This window comes from Haloarchaeobius amylolyticus, assembly GCF_026616195.1.
Lineage (GTDB): Archaea > Halobacteriota > Halobacteria > Halobacteriales > Natrialbaceae > Haloarchaeobius > Haloarchaeobius amylolyticus.
This window is the reverse complement of the sequence record NZ_JANHDH010000003.1, coordinates 718,903-731,182: the sequence shown is the minus strand read 5'-3', so window position 1 is coordinate 731,182 and position 12,280 is coordinate 718,903. Positions and strand designations below refer to the sequence as shown.

The 12,280-nt window shown below is 68.7% G+C and carries 10 protein-coding genes; 3 read left to right on the top strand and 7 right to left on the bottom strand.

What is annotated here, in order from left to right; genetic code table 11:
- Positions 1–16: 16 nt before the first annotated feature.
- The 3 genes from acs (NOV86_RS21205) to acs (NOV86_RS21195) form a co-directional block, all read right to left on the bottom strand.
- Positions 17–2,011, bottom strand: a complete 1,995-nt coding sequence (gene acs, locus NOV86_RS21205; protein ID WP_267643824.1) for an acetate--CoA ligase — start codon at positions 2,009–2,011, stop codon at positions 17–19.
- 161 nt (positions 2,012–2,172) lie between these two features.
- Entirely contained in the window at positions 2,173–3,978 is a 1,806-nt protein-coding gene (locus NOV86_RS21200) for a bacterio-opsin activator domain-containing protein (protein ID WP_267643823.1), read from the bottom strand.
- A gap of 138 nt (positions 3,979–4,116) precedes the next feature.
- Positions 4,117–6,063: an acetate--CoA ligase gene (gene acs / locus NOV86_RS21195; protein ID WP_267643822.1), complete on the bottom strand. Its 1,947-nt coding sequence runs from the start codon at positions 6,061–6,063 to the stop codon at positions 4,117–4,119.
- Between the two features lie 128 nt (positions 6,064–6,191).
- Here acs (NOV86_RS21195) and NOV86_RS21190 point away from each other — a divergent pair, with 128 nt between their 5' ends.
- Positions 6,192–7,637: an MATE family efflux transporter gene (locus tag NOV86_RS21190; protein WP_267643821.1), complete on the top strand. Its 1,446-nt coding sequence runs from the start codon at positions 6,192–6,194 to the stop codon at positions 7,635–7,637.
- A 37-nt stretch (positions 7,638–7,674) separates the two neighbouring features.
- Here NOV86_RS21190 and NOV86_RS21185 read toward each other — a convergent pair whose 3' ends face one another.
- Positions 7,675–7,860, bottom strand: coding sequence for a DUF7836 family putative zinc-binding protein (locus NOV86_RS21185; protein WP_267643820.1), 186 nt, complete (start codon positions 7,858–7,860; stop codon positions 7,675–7,677).
- 309 nt (positions 7,861–8,169) lie between these two features.
- Positions 8,170–8,361 carry a hypothetical protein gene (locus NOV86_RS21180; RefSeq protein ID WP_267643819.1) on the bottom strand — a complete coding sequence of 64 codons (192 nt, stop codon included), beginning with the start codon at positions 8,359–8,361 and terminating at the stop codon, positions 8,170–8,172.
- A gap of 173 nt (positions 8,362–8,534) precedes the next feature.
- Here NOV86_RS21180 and NOV86_RS21175 point away from each other — a divergent pair, with 173 nt between their 5' ends.
- Positions 8,535–9,407, top strand: a complete 873-nt coding sequence (locus NOV86_RS21175; protein WP_267643818.1) for a universal stress protein — start codon at positions 8,535–8,537, stop codon at positions 9,405–9,407.
- 5 nt (positions 9,408–9,412) lie between these two features.
- Here the strand turns inward: NOV86_RS21175 and NOV86_RS21170 are convergent, their stop codons facing one another.
- The gene (locus NOV86_RS21170; RefSeq protein WP_267643817.1) at positions 9,413–10,291 is read right to left on the bottom strand and encodes a DUF7351 domain-containing protein; all 879 of its coding nucleotides are present in this window, start codon (positions 10,289–10,291) and stop codon (positions 9,413–9,415) included.
- Between the two features lie 125 nt (positions 10,292–10,416).
- On the opposite strand from NOV86_RS21170, the gene NOV86_RS21165 reads away from it, so the two are divergent.
- Positions 10,417–11,475 carry a M23 family metallopeptidase gene (locus tag NOV86_RS21165; RefSeq protein WP_267643816.1) on the top strand — a complete coding sequence of 353 codons (1,059 nt, stop codon included), beginning with the start codon at positions 10,417–10,419 and terminating at the stop codon, positions 11,473–11,475.
- 10 nt (positions 11,476–11,485) lie between these two features.
- Here the strand turns inward: NOV86_RS21165 and budC are convergent, their stop codons facing one another.
- Positions 11,486–12,217: a meso-2,3-butanediol dehydrogenase gene (gene budC / locus NOV86_RS21160; protein WP_267643815.1), complete on the bottom strand. Its 732-nt coding sequence runs from the start codon at positions 12,215–12,217 to the stop codon at positions 11,486–11,488.
- Positions 12,218–12,280 lie beyond the last annotated feature (63 nt).

Sequence of the window (12,280 nt, the reverse complement as noted above, 5' to 3'; positions counted from 1 at the left end):
GGCGGTCGTCAGCGGCTCAGTCGTCCGCGACCTTCGCCGCGATCTCCTCGACGATCTCGGGGTTCCGGAGCGTCGAGGTGTTGCCGAGTTCGTCGCCGTTGGCGATGTCCTCGAGCAGTCGCCGCATGATCTTCCCGGACCGGGTCTTCGGCAGCTCCGGCGTGAAGATGACCGCCTCGGGCCGGGCGATGGGGCCGATTGCGTCCTCGACCCCCTGAACGATGCGCTGGCGGAGGTCCTCGCCCTCCTCGTAGCCGTCCTCGGTGATGACGTAGGCGTAGACCGCCTCGCCCTTGATCTCGTGCTTCCCGCCGACGACGGCGGCCTCGGCGACGCCCTCGACGCCGACGATGGCAGATTCGACCTCCATCGTGCCCAGCCGGTGGCCGGAGACGTTGATGACGTCGTCGACGCGGCCGAGGACGGTGATGTAGCCGTCCTCGTCGATCTTCGCGCCGTCCTCCGGGAAGTACACCCAGTCCTCGGGGTCGTCGCTGTCGGTGTCCGAGTACTCGGCCCAGTACTCCTGGATGTAGCGCTCGTCGTTCTGGTACAGGGTCCGGAGCATGCCCGGCCACGGCTTCTGGACGGTGAGGTAGCCGGCGCGGCCGGGTTCGACCTCGTCGCCCGCACCGTCGACGATGCGGACGTCGACGCCCGGGAGCGGCGGGCCGGCGGAGCCGGGCTTCATGTCCTTGACGCCGGGGAGCGTGGTGACCATCATGCCGCCCGTCTCGGTCTGCCACCACGTGTCCACGACGGGGCACTCCTCGTTCCCGATGTGCTTGTAGTACCACTTCCACGCCCGCGGGTTGATGGGCTCACCGACGGTGCCCAGCAGGCGCAGGCTGGAGAGGTCGTGTCGGTCGGGGTACTCCGACCCCCACTTCATGAACGCCCGGATGGCGGTCGGCGCGGTGTAGAGCTGGGTCGCCTCGTACTCCTCGATGATCTCCCAGAGCCGGTCCTGCTCGGGGTAGTCCGGCGTCCCCTCGTACATCATCGTCGTCGTCCCGAGCGCGAGGGGACCGTAGACGATGTAGCTGTGGCCGGTGATCCAGCCGATGTCGGCCGAGCAGAAGTACGTGTCCTCGGGCTTGATGTCGAGGACGGCCTGGGAGGTCCACGCCGCCCACGAGAGGTAGCCGCCCGTGGTGTGCTTGACGCCCTTCGGTTTCCCGGTCGTCCCGGACGTGTACATGAGGAACAGCATGTCCTCGGCGTCGCGCTCGACCGGGTCGACCTCGGCGCCCTCGTGCTGGGCGACGAGGTCGTCGTAGTCGTGGTGGTCGTCGCCCATCGGGTGGTCGTAGGCGTCGCCGAGTCGGTCGGCCACGACCACGTCCGAGACCTCGTGTTCCACGCCCGCGAGGCCCTCGTCGGCCTTCTCCTTGTGTTCGAGGGCGTCGCCGCGGCGGTAGTAGCCGTCACACGTGACGAGGTACTCCGAGTCCGCCGCGTTCATGCGGGTCGCGAGCGCCTCAGCGGAGAAGCCCGCGAAGACGACCGAGTGGGGCGCACCGATGCGGGCACACGCCAGCATGGCGATGGGCAACTCTGGGATCATCGGCATGTACATCGTCACCACGTCGTCCTCGCCGACGCCCAGCTCGCGCAGGGCCGCCGCGAACTCGTTCACCTCGCGATGGAGCTCTCGGTACGTGTAGCTCCGGTCGGCCTCGTCGGTCGGCTCCCCGACCCACTGGATGGCGGTCTCGTCGCCTCGCTCGTCGAGGTGTCGGTCGAGACAGTTCGCCGAGGCGTTGAGCGAGCCGCCGGTGAACCACTCGAAGAACGGCGGGTTCGAGTCGTCGAGTACGGTGTCGTACTCCTCGTCCCAGTCGAGCAGCGAGGCCGCGCCCTCCCAGCACTGCGGCCAGTTCTCCTCGAACGTCTCGTAGATGTCCGCGTCCGAGACGTTCGCCTGCTCGACGAACGAGGTGGACGGTTCGAACCGTTCCTGCTCCTCGAGCCGTGCCTCCAGTTCGACGTCGGTGTCGTCCCCTGTCATGGTACAGCACAACGATACACAGTCCGCACTAAAAAAGCGGGAACTAATTATGGAATCTCGACCAGAACAGCCGTTTCAGCCCCGCTCGAACAGTTTCTCTGTTCCGCGCCGTTACTATCGGAAATAGAGACGCCGGCTGGCGCCGGCGCGACACTAGACAGTTAGCCCCGGTCGACGGGACGGTCGGTGTCCTCGAACACCGCGGTCAGTAGCTTCTGCTGGGCCTTCCGGAGGTGGTTGTGCAGGGTCGGCGAGGAGATGTCCATCGAGGCGGCCAGCTCCTCGGCGGTGCTCCCGCGCGGCCACTCGAAGTAGCCGGCGAGGAACGCCGCCCGGAGGACGGTCCGTTGCTTCTCCGTGAGGTCCTCGTCGACGACCTGTTCGACCTCCGCGGTCGTCGGAACCGGCTGTTCGACCTCGCGCTTGGCCAGCAGCCGCGAATCGGCGAAGGCGTCGGTCACGGCATCGACGACGGCCCGGACGTCGGTCCGGTCCGAGAAGACGCTGGTCACGCGGGCGTTCCCGTCCTGCACGCTGAGGCTGCGGACCGTCCCGCCGCGTTCGACCAGCGTCGGCGCGATGGCCGGCCCGTCGACGACGAACTCCAGCAGGGCGTGCTCGCCGTAGTCCCGGACGAGACGGCTCCCGGCGACCGCGCCGGTCCCGTCGGCGTGCTCCAGCACGTCGCCGACGCTCGCGCCGTCGACCGTGACGAAGTGCAAGAGGGAGCCGTCGTTCCCCGGGACCACGCCCTCCAGTTCGAGGGTGCAGTCGAGCGCGACCGCGGTGTCGACGAGGAACGAGCGCCGGTCCGCACACCGGAAGGTCAACTCGACGCCGGTGTCCGCCAGCAGGAGGCGCTTTCGCTCGACGCCGGTGAGGGTCCGGCCGACCCGCCGACCGGCGTCGACCAGCACCCGTCTGGTCGAATCGTCGGTGGCCCGGGTCGCCGCGCAGAGGAGGCCGTGGACCGTCTCGCCGGCGCGAACGGCGACGATACAGAGGGAGTGGCCGGCACCGGTCGGCAGCGCCCCCGCAGGTGCGGGGACGACCACCGCCTCCTGGGCGTCGTCGGTGAGGCTCCGGATGGCGTCGGCCTCGACGATGGCCTCCCCGACCGCCGTGTCCGACTCGTCGCCGAGACCGGTCCCGGCGTGCGCGCGCACCGTCCCCTCCTCGTCGCAGAGCCAGACGCCCGCGAAGTGGTCCGCGAGCGCCCCACAGGCCGCGGTCTCGACCTCGTCTCGGGTCGCCGCGTCGGCCAGCGCCTGCCCGAGCGCGTCGACGCAGTCGACCAGCTCGGCGGACCCGGACTGCTGGCGCTGGCGGGCTGGTTCGGGGTGGTTCCATGCGTCGTGTCTTCCGGCCGCCTGCGACGTCCTACTGGTCCCCGACTCCCCGGCGAAGGCCGCCACGATGTCCGATTCGTCGGGGTCGGTGAGGAACTGGTCGAGGCTCTCCAGGCTGTTCCAGCCGCCGACCGCCTGCACGACCCGGGCCGGGACGCCGTCGTAGACGAGCGACCGGTGCGCGAAGTGCTGGCGCAGGTCCCGCGAGGAGACCGCGGCGAGGCGGTCGTCGTCGGTCCGGTCTGCCGCCTGCGAGACGAGCATCTGGAGGCGCCGGGCGCTCACGTCGAACAGCGGGTCGTCCTCGGCGACGCCCTCTGCGTTCGCGAACTTCCGGAGGTCGTGGGCGACGCGGTCCGGGACGTACGCGCGGCGGGTCTCCTGCTGGCCGTCGCCCTCGTCGCCGGGCGTCTCCCGGACCGTGAGCAGGTGGTGGGTCTGTCCGTTCCAGACGTGTTCCGTCAGGTCACCCGGGCGCAGGCGGGCCAGCTCGGCCGGCCGCAGCCCGACGAGTCCCGCCAGCGACACCACCAGGTCCTCGCGGTAGGTCTCGGTGGCGCGCCTGAGAGCGTCGAACTCCCGAGGGGTCAGGCACTCGTCGTGCTGGCCGGGTGACATCAGTCGTTTCGTGTTTCTCGGCGATTGCGAATAAATATTCGGCCTGTGTTGGCCGGGTGGAGCCAGTGGATGGCCTCTCGGGAGGCTTCGGGACGTTCAGACGCGATTCGAGTTTCGTCTGTTTCTGAAGACCCGAAATCACTCGTCGACGAGCGACTCGAGTTCGCCGACGACCTCGGGATTGCGGAGCGAACTCGTGTCCTCGGGCTGTTCGCCGTTGGCGATGGCCTCGAGGTACCGGCGGAGTATCTTGCCGGACCGGGTCTTCGGGAGCGCGGAGGTGAACGTGATCTCCTCGGGCACCGCGACCGGGCCGATGGCGTCCTCGACGGCCGCCCGGACCTGCTGGCGCAGGTCGTCGGTCCCGGCGACGTTCGCGGCCGGGCTGACGTAGGCGTGGATGGTCGTCCCCTTCAGGTCGTCCTCGCCGCCGACGACGGCGGCCTCGGCGATGCCCTCGACGCCGATGATGGCCGACTCTATCTCGGTGGTGCCCAGTCGGCGGCCGGAGACGTTCACCACGTCGTCCAGCCGGCCGAGCAGGGTGACGTAGCCGTCCTCGTCCGCGACCGCGCCGTCTCCCGTCGAGTACGCCCAGTGCTCGTCGTCGGGGTCGCCGCGGGCGGTCCGGGCCCAGTCGGTCCCCTCACGGAGGGCCACGGGCATGCCGGGCCAAGGCTTCGTCACGACGAGCTGGCCCGATTCCCCTGTCGGGGCTTCCTCGCCGAACTCGTCGACGACCTCGGCGTCGATGCCGGGGAGGGGGCGACCGACCGACCCGGGTCGCATCTCGTCGACGCCGGGCAGCGTCGACAGCATCACGCCGCCGGTCTCGGTCTGCCACCACGTGTCCACGATGGGGCACTCGCCGCCCCCGATGTGCTCGTGGTACCACTCCCAGGCGGTCGCGTCGATGCTCTCCCCGACCGACCCGAGCAGGCGCAGGCTGGAGAGGTCGTGTCTCGCGGGGACCTCCTCGCCCCACTTCATGAACGCCCGGATGGACGTGGGGGCGGTGTAGAACACGTCGACCGCGTTGCGCTCGATGACCTCCCAGAAGCGGTCCTTGCCGGGCGGGTCGGGCGTCCCCTCGAAGAGGACGGTCGTCGCGCCGATGGCGAGGGGGCCGTACACCACGTAGGAGTGCCCGGTGATCCAGCCCACGTCGGCGGTACACCAGTGGGTGTCGCTCGGCTCGAGGTCGAAGACGGCGTGGCTCGTCCAGGCGACGTGCGAGAGGTAGCCGCCGGTCGTGTGGCGGACCTCGGTCGGTTCGCCGGTCGTCCCGGAGGTGTAGATGTAGAACAGCAGGTCGCCGGACTCGCGGGCGACCGGCTCGACGACCTCCCCGTCGTGGGCGTCGATGCAGTCCTCGTAGCTGCGGTGGTCGCCGGGGTAGCTGGGCCCCTCGAGTCGGTCCACGACGACCTGGTCGACGTCCTGCGAGACAGAGAGGCAGGCGTTGTCCGCCTTGCTCTTGAGGTCGACCGCGGTGCCCCGGCGATAGTAGCCGTCACAGGTGATGAGCAACGCCGACCCCGCGTTCTCCATGCGCGTCGCGAGCGCGTCCGCGGAGAAGCCCGCGAAGACGACCGAGTGGACCGCGCCGATGCGGGCACACGCCAGCATCGCGACCACGAGTTCGGGGAGGACCGGCATGTAGAGCGTCACCACGTCGTCCTCCTCGACGCCCATCTCTCGGAGGGCGGCCGCGAAGGCGTTCACCTCCCGGTAGAGGTCCTGGTAGGTGTAGGTACGGGTCTCGCCGAGTTTGCCCTCCCACTTGATGGCGGCGTGGTTCTTCCGCCCGGCCTCGACGTGGCGGTCGACGCAGTTGTACGAGGCGTTGAGTTCCCCGCCCGGGAACCAGTCGATGCCATCCGCTGTCGAGAGCACGGAATCGTACTGGCTGGTCCAGGTCAGCCTGTCGGCCGCACGTCGCCAGCACTCCGGCCACTCCTCGTCGAACTCCCGGTAGATGTCGGGGTCCGTCACGTTCGCCTGTGCGACGAACGACGGCGGCGGTGCGACCGACTCGCGGTCGGGCGCGCCGGCCGAAACTGCGGGGTCCCTCCCGTCGGACATTCGTTTGCCTCTTCGTGCAGGCGACAAAAAATCGTTCGGCCTGTCAGTCGTCCGCGTGGTACTGGGCATCTCCCCACACGAAGGTCCGGAGGCGCAACACATTTGTTTCGGTTCGAAATAGTCCCGGTATGCGCAGACTTCCGAACCCGATTCGCCTGTTGCTCCTCTGGATAGGGTTCGGACTCGCCCGGCTCGGCCTGCTCCGGCGCGACCACGTGAAGCGGACCACGGAACTCTCCTGGCCGCGCATCGTCACCGGCATCGCCCGGATGTCGAAGAACGCGGTCGACGTGGCGATGGTCGGCATCGCCATCGGGCCGCTGGCCATCTCCGGCGTCGGGCTGGCGTCGCCGTTCTGGGGCATCGCCTTCTCGCTCGGCGGCGGCTTCGCCGCGGGTACCATCGCGCTCGTCTCCCAGCGATACGGCGCGGACGCCCACGACGAGCTCGCACAGGCCATCCGGTCGAGCGTCCTCCTCGTGGTGGTGGTGACCATCCCGGTCATGACTGTCTTCCACTTCTTCCCGACCCAGCTTATCGACGTGCTCTCCAGCGACCCGCAGGTCGTCGACCTCGGGGCCCAGTACCTCCGGGTACTCTCCTTCGGCGTCCCCTTCGCCGCGCTCAACCTCATCGGGAGCCGCATCTACATCGGCGTCGACGACGCCTGGACCCCGATGCTGCTTCGCTCCGGTGGGGCCGTGGCGAACGTCGCGCTCAACGCCGTCTTCATCTTCGAACTCGGCATGGGCGTGACGGGGGCCGCCCTCGGGACCGTCCTCGCGAACGTCCTCGTGACGACCACCTTCGTCGTCGCACTGCTGTCAGGTCGCCTGCCGGGCGTCGGGGCGCTCCCGGTCCAGGTATCGCCCATCGGCCGGTACGCCGACCTCGAGAACCTCCGCCAGCTCGTCAAGATCGGCGTGCCGGTCATCGGCCGCAACATGGTCTGGACGGTCGCGAAGTTCCCGATGCTCGCCATCGTCGGCATGTTCGGGTCGACCGTCCTCGCGGCCTACGTCATCAGCCGGCGCATCTGGGGCATCATGAACACGCCCGGCTGGGGCTTCGCGCTGGCGTCGAGCAGCCTCGTCGGGCAGGAACTCGGTGCCGGCGACGAGGCCGAGGCGGAGTCCTACGCAAGGGGCGTCATCGTGTTCTCGGTTGCGACCTACGCCGTCGCCGGTCTGCTCGTCGGCGTCTTCGCGGAACCCATCGTCCGGCTGTTCGTCGACAACCCGAACGACCCGGCGGTCCCCATCGCGGTGGCGCTGGTCTACGCCGCCTGCTTCGCGGTGGTCGGCCAGGGCGTCAAGTCCGCGACCGCGGGGCCGCTCGACGCCAGTGGCGACACGCGCTGGCCGTTCTACAGCCAGGTGCTCGGGATGTTCGGGTTCACCATCCCGGTCGCCTACCTCGGCGCGACGACGGCGCTGGGGCTGTTCGGGCTGTACCTGTCGTTCGCGGCCGAGACGTTCGTGCCCGCCGCCATCAACTACTACCGGTTCTCGACGGGCAAGTGGAAGGCCATCAGCCGGGAGTACCGGCCGGACCAGCCGATGGCCGACGATTGAGTGCCGAGACCGCCGGCCAGCGGCCGACGACCGAGAATCAGACCCCGTGGAACTCCTTCAGGATGCGCAGGTCCGTCTGGGTCTGCGTGAACTCCGCCATCTTGCGGGTATCGTCGCAGTGCTTGCACGTGTACTCCTGCTTCGGCTCGGGGAGGTCAGCCGGGTTCGCTTCCCACCCTTCCTCACACGCCGGACACCGCAGCTGAATCCACGCTTGTTGCATGGATGTTACTTCGCGTCGAAGATTGAAAAAGGGTGTTGCTAGTCCGGCGATTGGGTCGGGTCGGAGACCGTCCGGGAATCGAACACGTTCGGCTGCCGAGATGCGCGTGAGCACGATACCGAGAAGGCGTGATGCAGAACGGACGTGGGACAACCAGCCCACGTGGCGCGGCGGGCGGCGGTCGCCGCCGCAGTGTGACAGGATTCGGGCGCGACGGGTGGGCGCGGTGGCGGGGATGCCGTCCCGGCACCGGCCCGTGCCCCCCACAGGCGACCCGTCGAGCCGCGTCAGCAGGTCATGGCATCGGTCTCAATCGACGTCCGGCTCTGCCAGTGCGTCGTCCAGTCCGTTGTTCCGCATGGCCTCGGTGACGGCGGCACCCTCGTCGGCGTCGAGGACGCCGTGAGAGTCGTCGGTCTGGGGCTCGACCACGGTGGTCTCGCCAGTCAGTTCCACGAAGAGCGATGCGAGGTCGTTATCGGGCGTGTCGTTCACTGTCATGGTCGTGTGAACTGCGATTGTATCACAGAGGCAGTGGGACAAGAACCGTGTGCATGATTAACACACCCATTCAAGTGACACGTGTCAGACGTACCGGATACTTCCCTCCCGTGTCACGGGATTCAACGACAGGTTTGACACTGTCCGAACCCGTCTAGTGAAATAGAGGTCACATGTACGAGAGGATACTGGTGCCGACGGACGGGAGCGAGGCTGCACTGACCGCGGCCGAGTGTGCGGCCGCGCTGGCACGGCGGTTCGGGGCGGCCGTCGACGTGGTGCACGTACCGGAGCAACGAGAGCGCCTGTTCGCCCCCTCGGAGGCCGAGGCCACGGCGGCGGCCGCGGAGCACGTCGAGGAGACCCGGGCGGTCGTGACGGAGGCAGGCATCGAGCCGACCACCGCCATCCTCGACGAACCGGACCAGATTCACGAGGTGCTGGCCCGGTACGTCGACGACAACGACGTGGACTGCATCGTGATGGGGACCCACGGGCGCACCGGCTTCGACCGGTACGTCCTCGGGAGCGTCACGGAACGGACCATCCGCACCGCGTCCGTCCCTGTCGTCACGGTCCACGAGGAGACCGCCATGCCGGCCGAGGCCGCCTTCGAGCGACTGCTCGTGCCGACCGACGGGAGCGAGAGCGCCATGGCCGCCGCGGAGCACGCGGCCACGTTCGCCAGCGCGATGGACGCCGATATCCACGTCATCAACGCCGTCGATACGACCGCCGCCCCCGGCGGCGTCGAATCGGCCTACATCACCGACGAACTCGAGAACGCCGGCGAGCAGGCCATCGAACGCCTCGGGGCACACATCGAGTCCAGTGGTGGCACCGTGACGAAGTCGAGCGTCGTCCACGGGTCGCCCTACCGCGCCATCGTCGAGTACGCCGAGGAGAACGACGTGGACTGCATCGTGATGGGGACCCACGGCCGGACGGGACTGGACCGCTACCTGCTCGGGAGCGTCACCGAACGCGTCGTCAGGCTGGCCTCGGTGCCCGTCGTGACGGTCCACGCGCCCGACCAGCCGGTCTGAGGCGCCTACCCGCTTTCCTCGGTGACGTCCACTGACTGGACGTCGAGGTCCCCGTCGACCACGACGGTCGCCGTCCCGTCTTCGGCTTCGACTCGGAGTTCGACCGTCATGGGGTCGTCGTCGACGACGCACGCTTCCGGGTCGGGGAACTCCCAGTGGAACGCCTCCTCGACCGGGAGGCCGACGTCGACCAGTCCTGCCGCGACGCCTGCGTCCGAGAGCAGTGGCAGGTAGAACCCGGACTCGACGATCCACGTGCACGTCTCGCAGGAGATTCCGACCGGATAGGCGTCGGGGTCGTCGAGGGCATCGGGCCCGATGGTGACGGTCGTCGTCCCCGCACAGTCGGGACACTGCCCCCGACGCGCCAGCCCGACCTGGGTCCGGGCGCGGTCGTACACCGCCTGCAACACCGCCTCGTCGCTCCGCCCGTCGAGGCCGTTCTTCGGGAAGGGGTAGGTGAACCCGTCGACGAGGTCGTCGCAGGAGGGACACCGGAGCGAGAAGAAGTCACCCTCGTAGGTGGCGGTGGTCTCGCCCCCACACTCGGGACAGGCGACTTCGGAGTCGATGGTCGACCGTGGCGCGGCCTCGGTCGGCCGGTTGGCGAGCACGGCGCGGTGGAGGGCCGTCGCGCTGGCGGTCGGCACGTAGCCGTCCTCGGTCTGTCGCAGGTAGCTCCCGCGGAGGCGCCCGAGGTGGTAGTTGAACTTCCCGCTGTCCTGCAGGTCGACGGCGCGCATCAGGTCCGAGTAGCGCTGTGGCTCGGTGTGGGCCGCCCGCCAGCGGTCCAGGAACGCGAGCAGTATCTCGAGGCGGAGGTCGTGCCCGAGGAGTTCGAACGCCTCCCGTGGCCCGCCGGCCTGCTCGTGGTCGTCCGACATACTCGCCCAGACAGCCGTCGGGGAAATGAGCGTACCGACGCGTCAGAATCATGTGGTATGCTAGCACGACTTGTGAGATGGGTTTCGCAAAACCACTACTTACCAACAGTTCGAAGCGTGAATCAATGACAGAGAAGACAACCGCGAGCGCCGAGCCGCCGGGCGACGCCGGCCCGACCGAGTCCCTCCGACAGCTGGCACGACGAGTGCTGTCGTGGCTCGCCGCCCGCAACATGTTCGTCGTCATGGCCGGGTTCTTCCTGCTCGGGTTCCTCGCGAACCGGGTCCCCGCACTGGCACCACACGCATGGGTGTTCTTCCTCACCGGTGGGCTCCTGCCGATGCTGCTCGCCACAATCCCGACCGAACACGACGGCTACGAGTACGAGATGTCGAACGTCGCCCGGGCGAAGTACCTCCTCACGCAGCTGGTCTGGGCGATAACCCCGTGGGGACTCTACACCCAGGCCCTCCAGATCGGCGGTACCCTGTTCGCCTACGTCAGGTACCGCGGCCGCCTCCCGAACCGGGAGCGACACGTCCCCGAGACCGACCTCTCCCTGCCACTGGAGGGTGAGTGGACGACCGCCAACGGCGGCGTCACCAAACCGACCTCGCACTCGTGGGGCATCGTCTCCCAGCGCTACGCCTACGACTTCGTCGTGGCGGGCGAGGACGGCGAGACCCACGAGGGCGACGGGACCGCCCTGACGGACTACCACGCCTTCGGCGAACCCCTCCTCGCCCCCGCCGACGGGACCGTCGTGAAGACCGAGGATTCGCTGCGTGACTTCCCGCGACCAGGCTCGGGCTGGCTGGAGTGGCGCACCTGGAACATCGCGGGCAACCACGTCGTCATCGAGCACGCCGACGGCGAGTACAGCATGCTCGCACACCTCAAACAGGGGAGCGTCGCCGTCGAACCCGGCGAGGAGGTCACTCGCGGGCAGGTCGTCGGCGAGTGTGGCAACTCCGGGTTCTCCTCCGAACCCCACCTGCACTTCCAGCTCATGGACAGCCAGAACTTCTGGTTCGCCGCCGGGCTGGTGCCCCGGTTCGTCGAGACGGTCGTCTCCCGCGACGACGACCGCCGCGAGGGCCGGGACGTGTACGAGACAGCCCGCGAGGACGCGGACTGGCGCTACCTCTGGGCCGGCGACAGGGTCGTCACCGAACGGGATTGAGCACCCCGCCTCAGTGGGCGGTCCAGCCCCCGTCGACCGGGACGTTCGCGCCGGTCACGTACGACGCGTCGTCAGAGGCGAGGAAGGCGATGACTGGCGCGATCTCCGCCGGGTCGGCGGGCCGCCCCATCGGCGTGTTCGCCTCAAGGAACTCCTGGAAGCGCTCGGATTCGAGCAGGTCGTCGGTCATCGGGGTATCGACGAACCCCGGACAGACGCTGTTCACCCGGACGCCCTCGCGGGCGTAGTCGATGGCGACCTGCTGGGTGAAGTTGACGACACCGCCCTTCGCGGCCGAGTACGAGGCCGCACCACGCCCGCCGACCAGCCCGTAGATGGAGGCGACGTTGACGATACAGCCACCGGACTCTTTCAGGTGCGAGAGTGCCGCCCTGGTCCCGTGCATCACGCCCGTCAGGTCGGTGGCGACGACGGCGTCCCACTCCTCGAGTTCCATCTCCTCGACCGAGGTGACGCTCCCGATGCCGGCGTTGTTCACCAGCACGTCGAGGCCGCCCATGGTCTCGACCGCGTGCTCGACCAGTGCGACCACCTCGTCGTACTCGCGCACGTCGGCCTGGACGAACGTGCAGCCGAGTTCCTCGGCGACATGTTGGCCCGTATCGGCGCTCCTGCTGGCGATGATAACCTCGGCACCCTCGTCGCAGAACCGCTTCGCGGTGGCGCGGCCGATACCCGAGGTCCCGCCGGTGACGATGGCGCGTTTGCCTTCGAGCGTCATGTCGGAACAGTGGGCGTCGGACGAGATACCGCCGTCCCTGATTCCCCGGTGTCGGCGTCGACG